The 17,799-nt window shown below is 72.7% G+C and carries 18 protein-coding genes; 11 read left to right on the forward strand and 7 right to left on the reverse strand.

What is annotated here, in order from left to right; all coding sequences use genetic code 11:
* The first annotated feature begins 46 nt into the window (after positions 1 to 46).
* A complete protein-coding gene (locus tag ACZ518_RS28380; RefSeq protein WP_469115845.1) occupies positions 47 to 346 on the forward strand; it encodes a DUF6342 family protein in 300 nt (99 codons plus the stop codon).
* Between the two features lie 215 nt (positions 347 to 561).
* Here the strand turns inward: ACZ518_RS28380 and ACZ518_RS28385 are convergent, their stop codons facing one another.
* Positions 562 to 822: a hypothetical protein gene (locus tag ACZ518_RS28385; protein WP_469115846.1), complete on the reverse strand. Its 261-nt coding sequence runs from the start codon at positions 820 to 822 to the stop codon at positions 562 to 564.
* Between the two features lie 81 nt (positions 823 to 903).
* The gene (locus ACZ518_RS28390; RefSeq protein ID WP_469116005.1) at positions 904 to 1,584 is read right to left on the reverse strand and encodes an NAD(P)H oxidoreductase; all 681 of its coding nucleotides are present in this window, start codon (positions 1,582 to 1,584) and stop codon (positions 904 to 906) included.
* A 114-nt stretch (positions 1,585 to 1,698) separates the two neighbouring features.
* On the opposite strand from ACZ518_RS28390, the gene ACZ518_RS28395 reads away from it, so the two are divergent.
* The 6 genes from ACZ518_RS28395 (at position 1,699) to ACZ518_RS28420 (ending at position 10,341) form a co-directional block, all read left to right on the forward strand.
* A complete protein-coding gene (locus tag ACZ518_RS28395; RefSeq protein ID WP_469115847.1) occupies positions 1,699 to 2,628 on the forward strand; it encodes an AraC family transcriptional regulator in 930 nt (309 codons plus the stop codon).
* Between the two features lie 268 nt (positions 2,629 to 2,896).
* Positions 2,897 to 4,159 carry a phenylacetate--CoA ligase family protein gene (locus ACZ518_RS28400; protein WP_469115848.1) on the forward strand — a complete coding sequence of 421 codons (1,263 nt, stop codon included), beginning with the start codon at positions 2,897 to 2,899 and terminating at the stop codon, positions 4,157 to 4,159.
* Positions 4,156 to 5,448 (forward strand): MFS transporter, encoded by a 1,293-nt coding sequence (locus tag ACZ518_RS28405; protein ID WP_469115849.1) that lies wholly within the window; start codon positions 4,156 to 4,158, stop codon positions 5,446 to 5,448. Before ACZ518_RS28400 ends, ACZ518_RS28405 begins: the two co-directional genes overlap by 4 nt.
* Positions 5,445 to 6,605 (forward strand): GNAT family N-acetyltransferase, encoded by a 1,161-nt coding sequence (locus ACZ518_RS28410; RefSeq protein ID WP_469115850.1) that lies wholly within the window; start codon positions 5,445 to 5,447, stop codon positions 6,603 to 6,605. The genes ACZ518_RS28405 and ACZ518_RS28410 overlap by 4 nt, the downstream gene beginning before the upstream one ends.
* Complete coding sequence (locus ACZ518_RS28415; RefSeq protein WP_469115851.1) at positions 6,602 to 7,750, forward strand: LuxE/PaaK family acyltransferase; 1,149 nt, start codon at positions 6,602 to 6,604, stop codon at positions 7,748 to 7,750. Before ACZ518_RS28410 ends, ACZ518_RS28415 begins: the two co-directional genes overlap by 4 nt.
* Positions 7,747 to 10,341 carry an acyl-CoA reductase gene (locus ACZ518_RS28420; RefSeq protein ID WP_469115852.1) on the forward strand — a complete coding sequence of 865 codons (2,595 nt, stop codon included), beginning with the start codon at positions 7,747 to 7,749 and terminating at the stop codon, positions 10,339 to 10,341. The genes ACZ518_RS28415 and ACZ518_RS28420 overlap by 4 nt, the downstream gene beginning before the upstream one ends.
* Positions 10,342 to 10,432: 91 nt before the next feature.
* On the opposite strand, the gene ACZ518_RS28425 is transcribed toward ACZ518_RS28420, so the two are convergent.
* A complete protein-coding gene (locus tag ACZ518_RS28425; protein WP_469115853.1) occupies positions 10,433 to 11,146 on the reverse strand; it encodes a scabin-related ADP-ribosyltransferase in 714 nt (237 codons plus the stop codon).
* 140 nt (positions 11,147 to 11,286) lie between these two features.
* Between ACZ518_RS28425 and ACZ518_RS28430 the strand changes: the two genes are divergently transcribed.
* Positions 11,287 to 11,883, forward strand: coding sequence for a hypothetical protein (locus tag ACZ518_RS28430; protein WP_469115854.1), 597 nt, complete (start codon positions 11,287 to 11,289; stop codon positions 11,881 to 11,883).
* 57 nt (positions 11,884 to 11,940) lie between these two features.
* Here the strand turns inward: ACZ518_RS28430 and ACZ518_RS28435 are convergent, their stop codons facing one another.
* Positions 11,941 to 12,489, reverse strand: coding sequence for a hypothetical protein (locus tag ACZ518_RS28435; protein ID WP_469115855.1), 549 nt, complete (start codon positions 12,487 to 12,489; stop codon positions 11,941 to 11,943).
* A 168-nt stretch (positions 12,490 to 12,657) separates the two neighbouring features.
* Between ACZ518_RS28435 and ACZ518_RS28440 the strand changes: the two genes are divergently transcribed.
* Positions 12,658 to 13,335, forward strand: a complete 678-nt coding sequence (locus ACZ518_RS28440) for a nitroreductase family protein (protein ID WP_469115856.1) — start codon at positions 12,658 to 12,660, stop codon at positions 13,333 to 13,335.
* Here the strand turns inward: ACZ518_RS28440 and ACZ518_RS28445 are convergent.
* On the reverse strand, positions 13,228 to 14,343 hold the full coding sequence (locus tag ACZ518_RS28445; protein ID WP_469115857.1) for a serine hydrolase domain-containing protein: 1,116 nt from the start codon (positions 14,341 to 14,343) through the stop codon (positions 13,228 to 13,230). The genes ACZ518_RS28440 and ACZ518_RS28445 overlap by 108 nt on opposite strands.
* Before the next feature lie 84 nt (positions 14,344 to 14,427).
* On the opposite strand from ACZ518_RS28445, the gene ACZ518_RS28450 reads away from it, so the two are divergent.
* Complete coding sequence (locus ACZ518_RS28450; RefSeq protein ID WP_469115858.1) at positions 14,428 to 15,348, forward strand: AraC family transcriptional regulator; 921 nt, start codon at positions 14,428 to 14,430, stop codon at positions 15,346 to 15,348.
* Positions 15,349 to 15,391: 43 nt separating this feature from the next.
* Here ACZ518_RS28450 and ACZ518_RS28455 read toward each other — a convergent pair whose 3' ends face one another.
* Positions 15,392 to 15,991, reverse strand: coding sequence for a CGNR zinc finger domain-containing protein (locus tag ACZ518_RS28455; protein WP_469115859.1), 600 nt, complete (start codon positions 15,989 to 15,991; stop codon positions 15,392 to 15,394).
* 84 nt (positions 15,992 to 16,075) lie between these two features.
* On the opposite strand from ACZ518_RS28455, the gene ACZ518_RS28460 reads away from it, so the two are divergent.
* Positions 16,076 to 16,864, forward strand: a complete 789-nt coding sequence (locus ACZ518_RS28460; protein ID WP_469115860.1) for an MBL fold metallo-hydrolase — start codon at positions 16,076 to 16,078, stop codon at positions 16,862 to 16,864.
* Here ACZ518_RS28460 and ACZ518_RS28465 read toward each other — a convergent pair.
* Positions 16,815 to 17,657, reverse strand: a complete 843-nt coding sequence (locus tag ACZ518_RS28465; RefSeq protein WP_469115861.1) for an esterase/lipase family protein — start codon at positions 17,655 to 17,657, stop codon at positions 16,815 to 16,817. The genes ACZ518_RS28460 and ACZ518_RS28465 overlap by 50 nt on opposite strands.
* Positions 17,658 to 17,799: the final 142 nt, after the last annotated feature.

Below are 17,799 nucleotides of genomic sequence, written 5' to 3' on the forward strand. Positions count from 1 at the left end.
GGCCCGGACCGGAAGCTCTTTCACCGGATCTGGAGGGGGAAGTCACATGGCTGACATCGATCTCGGGCTGGCAACGGACTGGACGGAGGGCGAGACTCACGGCCGCATTCAGCTGCGGCAGAACCAGGTCTACCCGACCTCGCCGAAGAAGGACGTGCTCATCAGCTCCCCGGTGAGCATCGAGCTGTCCGTGAACACGAACCACTCCTCCTCGCAGGAGGCGGACAAGATCTACTTCACGACCTACCACGGCTCCACGAAGAAGATCATCGCGGTGCTCGACTCCGACGGCAACCTGCACATAGCCGGCCGCCTGATCACCGAACAGAAGGACCTCCGCTACTAGGCCGTCCCTTCTGGGCCGATCCGCCCCAGCGGGTGGCGAGGCCGCTTCGTCGCGTGAGCCCGTTCGCCTCCCACCCGGCCGCGGCACACAGGCAGGCACACAGGCAGCTGGCGCCACGGCCGAAGGCGGCCAGGTGCGGCATCTCCACGAGATGCCGCACCCGGCTCCCGCTCGCCGTCAGCCGCGGAACCCTTCCGACAGCTCGGGCGCGGGGCTCAGGGGAGGCTGGTGAGCGGCCAGAAGCTCCGGGCGTTCCGGCGGGCGGCGGCGCGTATGTGGGTCATGGCCAGGACGGCGCTCAGGTGGGTCTTGCCCTCGGTGTACCGGACGTGGTCCTCGCAGAACCAGAGGGCGTTCTCGGGATGCCCCGCGTGTTCGAGCGGAGGCTCCATCGCGCGGAAGTACACGAGCGTGAAGGTCTCGTAGTCGCGGTCCCTCGGGGACGCGCGGCAGATCGCGCAACACGGGGGCATCACCGCTGTTCAACTCCACTCCGCCGGGAGGATCGTGGCCGTCAGCCTACGCTCGTCCCGGGGTCAGCGGCCGGACGGGGGTGGTCAGGCCGTCACGCGTTCCCCGGCCACGAACCGGTCCACGAACTCCCGGGCACGCCGGTCGAGATCGGCGTACTGCGCCTCCCGCTCGGCGCCCGCGGCCGCTTCGCCGATCAGGAGGTTCCCTTCGGCGTCGATGCGCTGCGGGCGCTCCTCCGCGTCGGTGAGGAGGCCGACGGCGGAGTGGGAGAAGCCGCAGTAGTAGGCGATGCCTTCGCTCAGGTTGGTTTCGAGGACGGTCCGCATCCCCTCCGCGACGGGGTCGTCGGCGGTGGCGCCGGCCAGGCCCAGCCACAGCATGCGCTTGCCGGCGAGGCGGGGCTTGCTGCGGCCGTAGGCGAAGCCGTAGTTCCAGACGCGGTCGATCCAGCCCTTGAGGATCGCGGGCACGCTCTGCCAGTACACCGGGAAGACGGCGACGACGACGTCGGCGTCGAGGATGCGCCGCATGTGGGCGTGCGTCTCGTCCGAGTACGGCTTCTCCCGGTTGCCCCAGTCCGGCTGGTCCGACACGTTCATGCGGGGGTCGAAGCCCTCGGCGTGAAGGTCGAGCACGTCGACGCGGTACCCGGCGGCTTCGAGCCGGGCGGCGGCACGGCGGGCCGTGTGCGCGGTGAGGGAGTCGGTGCGGTGGTGTGCGACGACCACGAGGGCCGCCCTGGCGTCGCTGCCGTGCTGCGTCACTCCCTGGCTGGGTTCGGTCCGGTTCGGTTCGATGAGTCCAGTACAGCTGCGGTGATGTGGATGATCCATGGGAGAAACGCTCCGGAACATAGGAGATCGTCTACGCTGCCCTGCGTGGACCCTTTGAGTTCCTTGCTGAGCGGTATCCGGGCCGAGGGCTCGGTCGTCAGCCACGCCGTACTGACGGCGCCCTGGACCATCCGCTTCGCCGGCGGCGCACCCCTCACCATGATCAGCGTGCTGCGCGGCGGGGGCACGCTGGTGCTGCCCGACGGCACCGAGCGGGCGGTCGGCATGGGTGATACGGCCATCGTGAGCGGTTCCGCCCCGTTCCGTCTCGTGGACGGTCCTGGCACCGTCCACGGCTCCCATACCGCGTACGAGATCGCCTGCTTCACGCCGCATGCCGAGTGCACCGGCCAGGAACTCGGCGGTATCCGCTGGGGCGCCGACTCGGAGGAGGCGACCGCTCTGATCGTGGGCGCCTACCGCGCCTCGGGCCACCGCCACGAGCGGCTGCTGCGGGCCCTGCCGCCCGTCCTGGTGGTCAAGGAGGAGGCAGAGGTCTGCGCCTGGCTGGAGACCGCCGCCGCCGACGCCGCCCAGCTCTCGGCCGGTTCGCAGGCGCTGATGGACCGGCTCCTCGACTGGGCCCTGGTGTGCACGTTGCGCAGCTGGTTCGACCAGGCCGGCGCCGACGCACCCAGCTGGTACCGGGGCCTCGCCGACCCGGTGCTCGCCCCCGCCCTGCAGGCCTTCCACGACCGGCCCGCCGAGGCCTGGACCGTGGCGTCGCTGGCCGCCCGGGCCGGCGTCTCCCGGGCGCTGTTCGCCAAGCGCTTCACCCAGCTGATGGGCCGTCCGCCCCTGGCCTACCTCACCGAATGCCGCATGGACGAGGCCGAGGCGCTCCTGACCGACACCGACCTCAGCATCGCCCAGATCGGGAGGGCCGTCGGCTACGCCGACGCCTTCGGCTTCAGTGCCGCGTTCAAGCGTCACAGGGGTCTGAGCCCCCGTACGTTCCGCGCCGCGGCGGCCTGAGGCCCAGCGGCCGCCCCGGCCCGGTGGCCGCCCGTAGCCGCCCGTAGCCGCCCACCCGGTAGTTGCTTGAAATTTTGATGGATATTGCCGTGCTGGCCGGAAATCCTTCCCCGATTTGGTGAGCAGCGCACTGATGTTTCATCATTGTGACTGAGCGTCACGTTCTGGCGCGCGTTGAGGAGACGGGGCTCCGGGGGGTCCCTCGTTCTCGCTCTCACCGCGCCCCGCCGTGGCCCCCGTCCCGTTTCCGTCACCCAGGCAAAGGCACATGTCCGCCCAGCTGCTCTCGGACCTCATACGTTTCGCCCGCCACAACTCGCCCTTCTACCAGGACCTTTACGCGTCCCTGCCGCCGCACGCCGACCGCCTCACCGACCTGCCGGTGGTCGACCAGCAGGCGTTCTGGGCGGCCAACACCCTTGACGACAACCGCGTGCTGACCGGCCCGCTCAGCGAGGCCACGGTCTACAAGACCGGCGGCACCACCGGGTCCCCCAAGTTCTCCGTCTACACGCGTGACGAGTGGCGCACGTTCGTCACCGCCTTCGGCCAGGGACTCGTGGACACGGGTCTGCGCCCGGGCCACCGCGTCGCCGACCTCTTCTACGCCGGGGAGCTGTACGCCAGCTTCCTCTTCGTCCTCGACTCGCTCGCCCACGCGCCCGTGGACAACGTCCGCCTGCCCATCGGCGGCGGCGCTCCGCTGGAGTCGACGATCCCCACGCTGCGCGATCTCGCCGCCCAGGTACTGGCCGGCACACCGACCACCCTGTGCCGGCTCGCCGAGCAGGCCGTGTCGTCCGGTGTCCGGCTCGACTCGGTGGAGTTGCTCCTCTTCGGCGGCGAGGCCCTCTTCGACGACCAGCGGCGCCTGCTGGCCACCGCGTTCCCCCGCGCCGAGGCCCGTTCCGTCGGATACGCCAGCGTCGACGCGGGCCTGCTCGGCCGGCCCGTACCCGGCTCCGACGCACGGGTGCACCGCGCCTTCACGCCCTACTCGGTCGTCGAGATCCTCGACGACTCGACCGACGAGCCCATCACCGAACCCGGCAGGCCCGGCCGGGTCGTCGTCACCAGCCTCTTCCGCCGCCTCATGCCGATCATCCGCTACCCCGCGGGCGACCGGGCCGAATGGACCGGCGACGGGCCCGGGCACTTCCGGATACTCGGCCGCGCCGAGGAAGGCGTACGGGTGGGCCCCGTCTCCCTCTACACCCAGGACGCGCAGGACGCCGTGGCCACCGCGGACACCGCGGGTGACGTGGTCGGCATGCAGCTCGTCGTCCGCCGCTGGGACGGCCGCGACGGGCTGGTGCTGCGGCTGGCGGCGGCCCCCGGTGACGACGGCCGCAAGGAACTGGCCGCGGCCGTCGTCGCGGAGCTGGAGGAGGTCCGGCCGCTGTATCCGGACAGCGTGCGCGCCGGGTTCGTGCACCCGCTGTCCGTGGAGTGGGTGCGCCACCGCGACCTCGCCGTCAACCCGCGCTCGGGCAAGCTCGTCCGGGTCCTCGACGAGAGGCCGACCGCATGACCGCCGCCCCACCCCTGGCAGAGACCACGACGGAGACCGGGACCGACCGGCGGCGCGCTCCGCTGGTCCTGCGCAACCGCGCCTTCGGCGCCGTGTGGCTCGGCCAGATCCTCACCCAGGCCGCCGTACGGATGTTCCAGGTCGGCGTGTCCTGGTGGATCGTCGCCTACGCCGTGCACGACACCCGGGGGCTCGCCTCCGGGCTGTTCATGGCCGCCTGCACACTGCCCGCCGTGGTGCTGGCGCCCGTGGTGGCCCGCGCGGTCGCCCGGTTCGCGCACCGTTCGGTGCTGCGGACCGCCGCCGCCCTGGCCGGGAGCACCTCGGGTGCCCTCGCGCTGTGGGCGTACGGCGGTGGCCCGCCGCTCGCCACCGTGTACGCCGCCGGTCTCGCCCTGGCGGCCTGCCAGGCGTTCTTCGACCCCTGCCTGACCACGTCGGTGCCCGAACTCGTCGACGACGCCGACATCGAGACCGCCACCGGCTTCGAGCTGTCCACCCAGTCCCTGGCCGGACTCGGCGGGGCGCTGCTCGGCGCCCTGACCGTCGACCGGGCCGGGGTGGCCGGGCTGGCCGCCGGCTGTGCGGCCGCCTACGCGGGCGCCGCCCTCCTCGTCGCGGGCGCCCGCTTCCGTACCGCCGGGCCGGGCGCCGGAGCCGACGCGCCGGCCCCGGCGCAGGGGCGCACGCTGCGCGGCATCCTCGGGGAACTCCCCTACGTACGGCGGATCCTGATCTGCTTCACCGCGGCGAACCTCTTCACCACCGCCGTGTTCGTCGTCATCCCCCTCTACACCCGCTCGGTCCTCGGGGGCGGTGGCGGCACCGTGGCGCTGCTGGAGGCCTCCCTGGGCACCGGCGCGCTCGTCGGCGCCTTCACCGGCGCCCGCGTGCCGGGGCGCCCCACGGTCGCCGGTGCCTACTGCCTGGGCCTGATGGCCCTCGCCCTCGCGCTGCCGGGGCTGGTCGCGCACCGTCCGGTGATCGCGGGCTGCCTGGCCGTGGCCGGCTGGTGTGCCGGGGCCGTCAGCGTCCGGTTCGTGGCCCTCTTCCAGCGGCTGGTGCCGCCGGCCGACAAGCCCGGTTTCTTCGCCGTGATGCAGGCCGTGCTGGGCGCCTCCCTGCCGGTGGCGTCCTTGGCGTTCGGCTTCGCGGGCGATTTCCTCTCCCCCAGGACGCTGTGCCTGGTGCAGGGCGTCGGACTGCTCCCCGCCGCCTGCGCGCTGGCCCTGCTGAGGTCACCCGCGTCCGCGCCGGCCGCGGCGGAACCCGCCGGAGGCGAGCGGTGAGCCCTGTCGTCACCCCCGTCATCACGCCCGCCGTCCGCTCGGACATCGCCGAGCTGCGCCAGCTCTACTACGCCGTCTACGGACCGCACTACCCGGTGGCCCTCGGCACCGACCCGGCCGAGATGGCCCGGCTCATCGAGGACCCGTACTCCCTGTGGCTCGTCGGCCGCTGCGCCGGCACCGGGGCCCTGACGGCGTCCGCCGCCATCCACGGTGAGGCGGGCAGCCGCATCGGCCGCCTGGAGGGCATCGCCGTGCACCCCGAGCACCGCTCGGCGGGCCTGGCCGCCACCCTGACCGAGGCCCTGTGCGCGGGCATGCTGGACACGGGGCGGCTGGACTCGGTGTACGCGACCGTGCGCACCGTCAGCGCCGGCCCGCAGCGCGTCGTCGCACGCAACGGCTTCCGCCCGCTGGGCATCCTGCCCAACGCGGTGGATCTCCGCAGCCGTGAGAGCCTCGCACTCTACGCGCGTCACTCCGCCGGGGTGCTGGACCGCCGGATCCCCGTCACCGAAGTGCCCGCCCCCATGCTGCCGTTGCTGCGCACCGCCGAGGCCGCGCTCGGCATCGGCTACCCCGGGGTGCGGGCCGCCACCGGCCCGCACCCGGCGCCGCCCGTGCCGCAGGGCGTCGGCGACCGGCTGGAGATGATCGAGGCGCCGGCCTTCGTACGCCGCCGCTTCCGCGAGCGTTTCCCGAGCGCCGAGGGCTGGTTCTACCCGCTGCACACCCCGAACGTGCTGCTCACTCCCGAGGACGGCCGGTTCGAGGTGTACGCCTACCTCAACCGCGCCGGCGGCTACTGCTCCCTGCTCACCGCCCACCCCGACCCGGCCGCCGCGGCCGCCTGCCTCGAACCCGTCACCCGGGCCCTGGCCCGCGCGGGCGCGGGCTACGTCGAGGCGCTGGTGCCACTCGCGCACCAGGAGGTCCTCTCGGCGTTCCTGTCCGAGGGGTTCGTCGCCGGGGCCGTCTACCCGGCGATGCGCGCGGACGGCGACGGCTTCCACGACTACGCCGTCCTGTCCCGTTCCAGCGAGCGCATCGACTTCCGCGGCGTCGCCGTCGAGCCGCCCCTCCAGCCCTATCTGGACTGCTACGTGTCGGCCTGGGCGTCGACGCACCTGCCCACACCATCCGAGGTCGCCCCATGAACCCCCATCTCGCGCCGGTCGCCGTCCCCGACCCGGCCCTCCTCCCGCACGTGCAGCAACTGTGCGACCTGACCGACCCGTACGCCTGCGGACCCGCGGAGGACGAGCTGTTCGCCGCCGCCATGGCGGAGACCAACGCCTGGCACGTCGAACGCTCCGCGTTCTTCCGCTCCCTGTACGAGGCCACTCCCCCGGCCCGGCCGTACCGGACGCCGCTCGTCCACGCGAACTTCTTCAAGCGGCACGAGGTGCTCTCCATCCCGCGCGAGGACGTCGAGCTGCACCTGACCTCCTCCGGCACCACCGGGCAGAAGTCGCAGATGTTCTTCGACCACTGGACCATCCGCTCCGCGCAGCGGATGGTCGCCCGGATCTTCGAGCGCAACGGCTGGATCACCCCCGACCAGGAGGTCAACTACCTCCTCTACAGCTACGAACCGGCCCCCTCCCTCAACCTCGGGACCGCGTTCACCGACAACTACCTGTGCGATTTCGCCCCGGCGCGCAGCGTCGCGTACGCACTGCGCAACACCGGCGGCGACCACGAGTTCGACCCCTTCGGCTGCATCGCCGCGCTGCGCCGCTTCGAGCGGGAGGACGCGCCGGTCCGCATCCTCGGCTTCCCGGCCTTCCTCTTCTTCACCCTGGAGCGGATGCGGGCCATGGGGCTCCCCCCGCTGCGCCTGCCCGAGGGCTCCCTCGTCGTCCTCGGCGGCGGCTGGAAGGGCCACGCCGACCGGCGCATCGAGAAGGAGGAGCTGTACGCCCGCGTCACCGAGCAGCTCGGCATCCCGGGCGAGCGGATCCGGGACACCTTCGGGTCGGTGGAGCACTGCATCCCGTACATCGAGTGCGACCACCACCGGCTGCACGCCCCCGTGTGGTCCCGGGTGACGATCCGCTCCACGCGCACGCTCGAACCCCTGCCGTACGGGGAGCGGGGCTATCTGCACCTCGTGTCGCCGTACATCACCTCGGTGCCGGCGCAGAGCGTGGTCATGGGCGACCTCGCCTCCCTCCAGCCGGGCGACGCCTGCGGGTGCGAGCTCCAGACCCCCTGGTTCACCGTCCACGGCCGTGCCGGGGTGAGCCGCAACCGCAGCTGCGCGGTGGCCGCAGCGGAACTGATGAAGGGCATGGCGTGACCGTGACGGAGACCATGACCACGGCCTCGGCCTCGGCCGAGACCTCGGCCGAGACCTCGACGTCGTACGAGCAGCACGGCGACGGCGGCGCGCACCACTACTGGCAGGGTGCCTTCATCGGCGACGAGGAGGCCGGGCGGCGCCTCGCCGGCCTGCCGGCCGCCGTCGAGGCCGCGCTGGCCACGGTGCTGGAGACCGAGACCGTGCTGGCCGCCTGCGACGCCCTCGCCACCGCCCTGTGCGACGCGGCCCACCCGGTACGCGCCCGGCTCGCCGCGCACCTGCCCGCCGGAGAGGACCCGGCCCTCCTGGCCGAGCTCGGCGGCCTGCTGGGCCGGCGGGAGCTGACCCGCAAGCTGCGCCGCGAACTCGGCGGCGCGGCTCCCGGCCGGCTGGACCGGGCCGATCCGCGCGAGACGGTCTACGAGGCGTGGGCGCCGGTCGGCCTGGTGGCCCACATCGCCCCCGGCAACGCGGCGACGGTCGCGCCGCTGAGCATCGTCGAGGGGCTGCTCGCCGGGAACGTCAACGTCCTCAAGACCAGCAGCGCCGACACCCTCTTCACCCAGCACCTGATGGCCGAGCTCGCGGCCCTCGATCCCAGCGGCGCGCTGGCCGCACGGGTCGTCGTCCTGCGCTTCCCGTCCTCCCGGCAGGAGTGGCTGCGCCTGATGTGCGCGCCCGCGGACGCCGTCGCCGTGTGGGGCGGGGAAGGCGCCGTCGAAGGGGTGGCGGCCCATGTGCCGGCCGGATGCCGGCTGGTGGAGTGGGGACACCGGATCTCCTTCGCCTACCTGACGGCCGACGCCTGGTCGGACGCCGGCACGCTCGACGCCCTCGCGGACGACGTGTGCCTGCACGAGCAGCAGGCCTGTTCCAGCCCCCAGGTGGTCTACCTCGACACCGAGGACGAGAACGAGGTGTTCGCCTTCGCCGAGCGTTTCGCCTCGGTCCTCGCGACCCGCCCGCCGGCCGCCGGCGCCGCTTCGGCGGGCGAACCGGACCCCGCCGAGGCCGCCGAGCTGACCACCACCGAGCTGATGGCCCGGCTGGAGGAACACCTCAACCTGACCCGTGTGTTCGCCGCGCCCGACGGCTCGTGGCGGGTCATGGCCGACACCCGGTCGCCGCTGACGGCCTCGCCGCTGCACCGCAGCGTGTGGGTCAAGCCGCTGCCCCGCGGGCGGATGATCGCCACCCTGCGCCCGATGCGCCGCTACCTGCAGACGGCGGGCCTCGCGGCCAGCCGGTCCGACATCGCCGAGCTCTCCCGCACCGCCCTGGCCGCGGGCGTCACCCGTGTCACGCCGGTCGGCGCCATGCTGGAGAGCTACGCGGGCGAGCCGCACGACGGCGTCTACGCCCTCCAGCGCTACAGCCGCCGCGTCGCGGTCCAGGCCGACCCGGACCGGTTCGCCACCACCGCCTGCCTCGACGACCTGGTCCGGCCCGTCGTCCTGCCGCCGCCGACCGGCCCGCTGCTGGGCAAGGAGGACGTGCAGGAACCGGCCCGGGAACTGTCCCGGGCCGATGCGGAACTCTTCTTCCGCAGCGGCGGCAGCACGGGCGCTCCCGCCCTGTCGGTGTTCAGCTACGACGACTACGACACCCAGATGCACGCCGCCGCCCGCGGCCTGCTCGCGGCCGGCTACGACCCGGTCGGTGACCGCACCGCCAACCTCTTCTACTGCGGCGGCATGTACGGCAGCTTCATCAGCTTCTTCTCCGTATTGGAACGGCTCGGCGGGGTGCAGCTGCCGCTGTCGGCCGGACCCGACCACCGGGCGACGGCTCGGGCGCTGATCGACCACGGGGCCGACACCCTCTTCGGGATGCCCTCCTACCTGTGGCAGCTGCTGCACGCGGAGGCGGACGCGCTGCGCGCGTACGGGGGCCTGCGCAAGGTCTTCTACGGCGGCGAGCACTTCACGCGGGAGCAGCAGCGCACGCTGCGGGAGGAGTTCGGCATCGAGACCGTCCGCTCGATCACCTACGGCAGCACCGACCTCGGCCCGCTGGGCTACCAGTGCACGGACAGCTCCGGTGGCGTCCACCACCTGCACGCCGACCTCCACACGATGGAGATCGTGGACCTGGCCGAGGACCGGCCGGTGGCCCCGGGCGAGACGGGCCGGCTGGTCTTCACCACGCACGCCCGGCGCGGCCAGCAGCTGGGCCGGTACCTGATAGGCGACCTCGGCCGGGAGGTCCCGGGCCGCTGCCCCTGTGGCCGGCAGGCGCCCCGCTTCGAGCTGATGGGGCGCACCGGCGACGTGATGCGGGTGGCGACGTACTTCCTCAATCACCGCCGCTTCCTGGCCATGGCCGAGGAACAGGGCGGCCACCGGGGTGAGCTGCAGATCAGGCTCGACCGTACGGACGCGCGCGAGCGGCTGACCGTACGGGTGGAGCAGGGGCCGGCGACGGACCCGGAGGGGATGCGGGAGGTCTTCCTGTCCGGCTACCCGGAGCTCCGCTCGGCGGTGTCGGAGCAGCTGCTGGACCTGGTGGTCGAGGCGGTCGACGGCGCCTCGCTGGACCGCAGCCCGGCCAGCGGCAAGCTCCTCGCGGTGGTGGACGCTCGCCGCTAGGGCGTGGCCTCACGGGCGGCGCGGGTGTGCTCCGGCCCTGGTCCGACGACCGGGGCCGGAGGACACCACGCCACCGCCAGGGGCCCGGTCGTCAGCCCGCCAGCTTGTACGCGCCCGGCGCGGACTTGTAGGGGGCGAAGTCCGTGTTGTCCTTGCAGCCGAGCTGCTGCCAGGTCTTCTCGTTGGTGACCGGGTCCGTGGCCGTCAGGCGGTACTTGCACGCGCCCTTGATGAAGTTGCCCCGCACGCCGCCGGGAAAGTCGATCTCCTTGTTCCACAGGTAGGGCGACTGGTAGTTGTTCACCCGCGCCGTGGCGTTGACGTCGATACCGCCCGGCGCGTAGATCTCGTAGACCCAGCCCGTCTTCTCCGCCCCGTACGTCGCGAACCGCTTGGCCACGCTCTCGTCGCAGCTGGTGCTGAGGTGGGCGCTGAGCTGGCCGCCGCCCTTGACGATGTACTCGGCCAGCGGAACGAGCTGGTCCCCGCGCGGGGTGAAGCCGGTCTTGAAGATCTCCTCGACGTTCTCCCGCGTGTCGCCGCGCCACAGGGCGTTCACGTCCTCGCGCCACTGCCAGCGCTCACTGGAGGCGGTGGCCGCCACGGGCCGGGCGATCTGCGTGTTCGTCGTGGTGCGCCACCAGTCCCAGGCGCGGTACTCCACGACCGGGCCGCACGGCGCGGTCGTGTCCTCGTCCGCCGCAGGCGCGGCTGCGGCCGCGGTGGACGGTGTGACGACGACGGACAGGAGGAAGGTGGCGGCGGCGAGGCGCAGCACGGCGTTCGGCATTGGATGACGACCCATCAGTCAAGTGGTCAGAGGGCGGAACCACCTCTTTATAGACGCGGGGAACGCCGGCCGGACCGCCGCAGAATGGTGATCACCCGGGCGGGTGGATCAGTCGTACCGGGAAAAGGCTTCTGCGGTCGCAATAGCCTGCGGGCATGACGATGACGAGCAAGCGGCGGGTCCTGTACCGGCAGGGCACCGGTTTCTGGCGGATGACGGCGAAGTGGGTCGTGGCCTTCGGGGCCCTGTACGCGTTGGACGGCGGGCTGCTCCGGTCGTGGGGCGACGCCCTGGTGTGGCCGATGATCGGGATCCTGCTGTGGGTTCCGTTCGGGATCGGCGTCGTCTGGTATCCGAAGAAGGACCAGCGGGTCACCCTGACGACGCGTGAACTGCGTGTACGGCGCAAGCGGCTGCCGATGGAGGAGGTGAACCTGCTGCACGTGGCGCGGCTGTGGCTGGAGGGGCGGTCGACCGCGGACGACCAGCCGGTCGTGGAGTGGATACGGCACGAGCGGGTGGTGTGGGTACCGCTGCGGGAGGGCCGGGCGTTCGGCGTGGAGTTCCGCGACCCGGCTTCGTTCGCCGAGGTCTTCGGCGCCTTCGCGGTCGCGGCGTGCGGCGGGCCGGAGACCGTCCGCGCGAGGGCGGCGGCGGAAACCTACCCGGAGCCGCGCCCGGTGTGGGGCCGCCCCGCCCGCGAAGGCGCCGCCGACGGCTCCTGGACGGACCTCCTGGACATCTTCGACTGAGGGCCGGAAGGGGGCCGACCGCGGGCGCGTTCCCCCGGTCCGTTGAGCCCGCCGGGTTCAGGTGCGTTCGTAGGCGATCTTCGCGAGCCGAACGGCCTGGCCGCGGGTCTCCTCGTCCACGATCCGAACACTGATGCGGTACTGCTCGTTGCCGCCTTCGAGCCGGTACGCGTCGGGAGCGACGCTGCCGAGCAGCTCGTCGTCCGTGTCGTAGGGGAGCCGCAGGTTGACCACGCCGTTGTGCGCGTACACGTACGCGAACGCGCCCTTCGGCGAGCCCTGGCGGCGCACCCTCAGGTAGTCCCCGTAGTCCAAGGCCGATTCGGCCTCGGCGCGCTGGCGCTTGACGCCGTGCACCTTGACGTCGGGCCAGGCGGTGGCCTCGGTGAGGAAGCCGACGAAGTGCTCGGCGGCCGGGTTGCCGCGCAGGAGTGCGCGCACCGCGGGCTGCCCCTCGTCCGCGACGCCCGGGATCTCGCCGGCGGAGGCCCCGCCCACGACGACGCCCGCGGACGGTCCGCCCCCCTGGGCGATCAGCTGCTGGATGACCTGGGATGCGTCGAGCTCCGCGGCCGTCCCCTCGAACTGAAACACAGTCAGTTTCATGACTCCCCCTCTACTTGCTGAACTATGAGCGACTCTACTCGTATTTCTCCTGAGTCAGGAAGAGTTCCGTCATCTATGCGAGAACTGGACTCGGTTATGGCCTCGCCTCGTCGGCGCGCTCGACGCTCGACTCGACGTCGGCCGGAAATGAATCACGAGGACGGGCTGTTGTCAGCGCATGTGTCCGATGACCTCATAAGACCCGGTCGGGTCCACCCCCTGCTGGCCGGCCGGTTCAGCCCGTACGAGTTCGACCCGTCGGTCAAGATCGACGACTCCACCCTCGATCTGCTGCTCGAAGCGGCCAGGTGGGCGCCTTCCGCCGGGAACTCCCAGCCCTGGGGGTTCCTCGCGACCAGACCCGGTGAGCCGGAGTACGACCGGGTGGTGGCCCATCTCGCGCCCAGTTCCGCCCGATGGGCCATGGACGCGGGGCTGTTGGTCGTCACGCTCACCCGTCGCTACGCCGAGGACTCGCAGACCCTCTACTCCGAGTTCGCCGACCACGACCTCGGTCAGGCAGTGGCCCACCTGACCATCCAGGCCCAGGCGATGGGACTGGCGTCCCATCAGTTCCGCGCCTTCGACCTCGACGCCCTCACCGAGGTACTCCGCCCGAACCCCGGCTGGGCGGTCGTCTCCATGATCGCGGTGGGCGGGGCGGCCGACGAGCCCCCGGTCGTACGGGAGCGGCGCAGCACGGCCGACCTGCGCTCCGCCCCCTGGTCCACTCCGCCGTCAGTACAGTCCGCCGAAGGCGGCCGTGATGATCTCCATGCCGCGGGCGTCCTCCTGCCGGTCCCGGTCGATCATCTGGTTCATGACGTAGGCCACCGTCATACGTGAGCCGGGGTCGCTCACGACGAGCGAACCGCCCCAGCCGCCCCAGCCGAAGGCGTCGCCGAACTTGCCGAAGCCCGCCGTCCAGCACATCGGCGTCCCCAGGACGCGGTCCTCACCGCGGAACAGCTCCTGCCACGCGGGTCGGCACCCCTCGGGGGACAGCAGCCGCACGCCGCCGGCCGTTCCCCCGTTCGCCAGCACCGAGTGCACGAGGGCGACGGAGCGGGCGTTGCCGAAGCCGTTCACCGCGGGGATCTGCGCACGGCGCCAGGGCACCGAGTTGGCGTCCTTGACCCGGACCACCGGACCGGTGACCTCCCGGGGTACGCCGTCCGGTCCGGGTGGTGCGGTGGCCGCGTACTCGTCGGTCAGGGAGGGCGGCGGGATGAGCGGTGCGAGGCGGTGGTCATGCCGGGCGGAGAGCCCGATGTGGAAGTCCGCGCCCAGCGGCCCGGCCACTTCCTGCGCGAAGAACTCGCCGAGGCTGCGGCCGGTGACGCGGCGGACGACCTCCCCGATGAGGAACCCGAAGGTGAGCGCGTGATAGCCGGCGGCCGTCCCGGGTTCCCATTCCGGGGCCCGCGCGGCCAGCCCCGCCGTCACGTACTCCCAGTCGTAGAGGTCCTCGACCGCGGTCGGCCCGGGCAGGGCCGGCAGCCCCGCGGTGTGGGAGAGCACGTGCCGTACCAGCACGTCCTCCTTGCCGGCCGCGGCGAACTCGGGCCAGTAGGCGGCGACCGGCGCGGCCAGGTCCAGATGTCCCCGGTCGGCCAGGACGAGGGCGCACAGGGCGGTCATGTTCTTGGTCGCCGAGTTCACGCCGGTGAGCGTGTCCCGCTCCCAGCGGACGGAGCGGTCCGCGTCGGCGTACCCGCCCCACAGGTCGACCACCGGCTCGCCATCGAGGTAGACGGCGACCGAGGCGCCCACGTCGGGTCCGCCGAGCGAAGCGGCGAGGGCGGCACGTACCGCGGCGAACCGCGGCTCACAGAGTCCCCTAACATCAGTCATGGCTGAAAGCCTCGGGCAACGCCGGGGTCTCCCACCCGACAGTTCCCGCACCGGTTCTGTCGGGCGAAGGAAGGGCGCGGGCGCGTGCTGGAGCGGCTGAACCAGGCGCTGGACCACCTCGAGGCCTGCCTCGAAGGGGAGGTCGACGTGGCCGAGGCCGCCCGGATCGCCGCGGTGTCGGAGTACCACTTCCGGCGGCTGTTCTCCGCGCTCGCCGGGATGCCGCTCCCGGTCTACGTGCGGCGCCGCCGGATGACGCTCGCCGGGGCCGAGGTGATGGCCGGGGAGCTGACGCTGCTCGATGTCGCGGTGCGGTACGGGTACGGCTCGGCCGAGGCGTTCTCCCGGGCGTTCCGGTCGGTGCACGGCATCGGGCCCGGCGGGGCCCGGCGCACGGGTGCGGTGCTCACGGCACAGCCGCGCATGTCCTTCCGTGTCGTCGTCGAAGGCAGTACGGCCATGCGGTACCGGATCGTGGAGAAGGGGCCGTTCCGGTTCATCGGCAGGAAGGCCCGGGTCCCGCTCGTCCACGAGGGTGTCAACGCGGCCGCCGCCGCGCATCTGGAGGGCCTGGACGAGCAGGCGGTCGTACGGATGAAGGAGCTGTCCGGCCGCCGGGAGCCGCGGGGGATCCTGTCGGCGGCGGTGTACCTGACCGACAGCCGGGAGGAGGGCGCCCTCGCGGACTACTGGATCGGCGTGGTGACCGGCCCCGAGGCGACCGCCGGGGAACCCGGCGCGCCTGGCCTCCCCGACGTCCCCGACGTTCTCGACGTCCTCGACGTACCGGCCGGGACCTGGGCGGTCTTCGACAGCCGAGGGCCCTATCCGAGCGCGCTCCAGGAACTGTGGCGGGACGTGTTCACGCAGTGGTTCCCCTCGAACCCGTACACGAGCCGGCCGGGTCCGGAGCTCCTGCGGACACAGCCGGTGGAGATCGGCGCGGAGACCCGCTCGCAGCTGTGGATCCCGGTCGAGCGGGGCAGTTGGAGCATGGGCGCCTGACGCGCGAGGACGGCGGGGCCCTCCCCCGTACGGGTCCGGTCCGTCATTCCGCCTGCGGCCGGGTGCGTCGGGCGTAGGCGCGGGCGGCGCGGGCACGGTCGCCGCAGCGGGTGGAGCACCAGTGGCGGCGGCCGTGGCGCAGCAGGTAGCGGTTGCAGGGGTGGGAGGCGCAGGCCGTGAGCCGGTCGGCGTCGGGGCTCGTGAGGAGGTCCGCCGCACTGGCCGCGAGGGTGGCGAGAGCGCGGTCGAGGATCTCGCTGGTGGGGCACGGCGTCGAGCGGTAGGGACCGTTCTTCTCGTCCCAGAGCAGCAGGGCGGCCGTGGGGGCCTTGCTCAGCGCGTCGTTGACGGCGGCCAGGGCGGCGGGCAGAGCGGGCAGACCGGCTGCGCGGGCGGCGAAAAGCGCCCTGATGTGCTCGCGCATCGAGCGCAACTGCGCCGCGCACATCTCCCGCACCCCGGCGTCGGCCGGCGCGAGGGAGTGCTCGGCGAGCCACCGGTTCACGCTCTCGGGAGTGCCGAGGAGGTCGGTGAACTGCCCTCCGGGCAGCGCGACGGCGCTGTTGACGAAGTCGAGGGCGAGGTGGTCCAGCGCCCCCGGCGCGGGCGTCGGCATGGATTCGCCAGCCGGGATCTCACTCATGGGTCTCATGGTACGCCTTGCTTCCATCCGTGAGTCACCCCTATGATCATCACGGATAACCCACAACTCATCCGTGAGGTTCTGATGGTTGACACCAGCACGCCCGCCGAGCAGATCCCCGTCCGCGTCTTCGGTGGTCCGACCGCCCTCTTCGAATACGGCGGTCTGCGGTTCCTGACCGATCCCACCTTCGACGCGCCGCGCGAGTACCCCGTGCCGGGCGGCCTGCTGACCAAGACGGCCCCCGCCTCCGCCGCGCCGGCCGACCTCGGCCGCATAGACGTGGTCCTGCTCTCCCACGACGAACACCCCGACAACCTGGACGAGTCCGGCCGCGCCCTGCTCGCCGGCGTCCCCCTGACCCTGACCACACCCGGGGGCGCGAAGCGCCTGGGGGCGGGGGCCAGGGGGCTCGCCGACTGGGAGTCGGTCGACCTCGACCGTCCCGGCGGCGGCACCGTCACGGTCACCGGCGTGCCCGCCCTCCACGGACCGGGCACGCGCGAGGAGGTCGAACCGTTCACCGGCCAGGTCGTCGGGTTCGTCCTCACCGGGCAGGACCTGCCCACGGTCTACGTCAGCGGCGACAACGCCTCCCTCGAACTGGTCGGGGAGATCGCCGAACGGTTCGGTCCGGTGGACACCGCCGTCCTGTTCGCAGGGGCCCCTCGGTTCACCCGGCTCTTCGACGGGGCGCTGATCGTCCTCGACAGCGCCCAGGCCGCCGAGGCGGCCGTGCTCCTCGGCGCCCGCCGTGTGGTGCCGGTCCACTACGACAGCTGGGGCCACTTCACCGAAGGACGAGCCGAACTGGTCGCCGCCTTCACCGACTCCGGGCTCCTCGACCGCCTGGACCTGGGCGAACGGGGCTGACGCTGCGGCCGGCTCGGTCATGCGGTGCCGCGGGCGTCGAGCCTCTTGCGTGCGGCGTCGCGCAGCACGCCCCGGCGCCGGCCCGGGCGTTCGTCCTCAGCCGGCCCAGCAGGATCCGCAGTACCTCCTCCCCCGGCTCCGGCGCCGGCTCGGCCACCGGTTCACTCGACCAGGCGGCGGGCGGGAGGCCGGTGCCGGCCGCCACCCGTTCCCGCGCGTGCTGTGGCAGGCGTACGGTCACGCGCAGGGTGGTGCCGACGGCGTGGGCGTCGGGCAGGTCCAGGCCCAGGGCGTCGGGCCGTTCGTCGCCGCGGATCTCGTCCGTGCGCCCGTACCGTTCGTACGCCTCGACCAGGTCGGTGATGAACTCCGCGGGGGCGCCGCCGAGCGGGCCGAGCCAGTGGCGGGCCACCAGGCCGCCCATGGAGTGCCCGACCACGGCGAACCGGCCGGCCCGCTCGGAGGCGCTCAGCCCGTGCAGCCGGGCGTCGACCTCGTCGCGCAGGCGCAGGGCGGCGGCGTGGGCGACACCGCGCCGGAAGTCGTAGGGGAACAGCAGCACGTTGGCGCCCGGTGTGCGGGGCCGGTCCGGGCGGCAGACGTCCACCACGGCGCCGGGCAGCGCCGCCAGCCGCGCGGTCACCGTCTCGTAGCCGGGCAGGACGGATATCCCGGGCAACAGGGTGGTGGAGCGGACCAGCCCGGTCGGAACCAGGTCCGGCGCCTCCTCGACACTGACCCGGTCCGGCTTCCAGAGCGCGCTCAGGATGCCGGGTATCCGGGCCGTCCACACGGCCTGCGGGGCCCGCTTCCCCCGGGGGCCGGGCGACGAGCACGCTGCCGCCGATGCCCGGGAGGAACACCAGAAGGTGCCGACGTGCCACGGTGCCTCACAGTGTCGGTGACGGGTGGGTGCGGCAGGGGCAGGGGCAGGG

It is taken from the genome of Streptomyces sp. NPDC033966 (assembly GCF_055575955.1).

Coding starts and splice junctions, on each gene's coding strand:
- ACZ518_RS28380 (WP_469115845.1), top strand. CDS start 47: ATGGCTGACATCGATCTCGGGCTGGCAACGGACTGGACGGAGGGCGAG.
- ACZ518_RS28400 (WP_469115848.1), top strand. CDS start 2,897: ATGTCCGCCCAGCTGCTCTCGGACCTCATACGTTTCGCCCGCCACAAC.
- ACZ518_RS28405 (WP_469115849.1), top strand. CDS start 4,156: ATGACCGCCGCCCCACCCCTGGCAGAGACCACGACGGAGACCGGGACC.
- ACZ518_RS28415 (WP_469115851.1), top strand. CDS start 6,602: ATGAACCCCCATCTCGCGCCGGTCGCCGTCCCCGACCCGGCCCTCCTC.
- ACZ518_RS28425 (WP_469115853.1), bottom strand. CDS start 11,146: ATGGGTCGTCATCCAATGCCGAACGCCGTGCTGCGCCTCGCCGCCGCC.
- ACZ518_RS28430 (WP_469115854.1), top strand. CDS start 11,287: ATGACGATGACGAGCAAGCGGCGGGTCCTGTACCGGCAGGGCACCGGT.
- ACZ518_RS28435 (WP_469115855.1), bottom strand. CDS start 12,489: ATGAAACTGACTGTGTTTCAGTTCGAGGGGACGGCCGCGGAGCTCGAC.
- ACZ518_RS28445 (WP_469115857.1), bottom strand. CDS start 14,343: ATGACTGATGTTAGGGGACTCTGTGAGCCGCGGTTCGCCGCGGTACGT.
- ACZ518_RS28455 (WP_469115859.1), bottom strand. CDS start 15,991: ATGAGTGAGATCCCGGCTGGCGAATCCATGCCGACGCCCGCGCCGGGG.
- ACZ518_RS28460 (WP_469115860.1), top strand. CDS start 16,076: ATGGTTGACACCAGCACGCCCGCCGAGCAGATCCCCGTCCGCGTCTTC.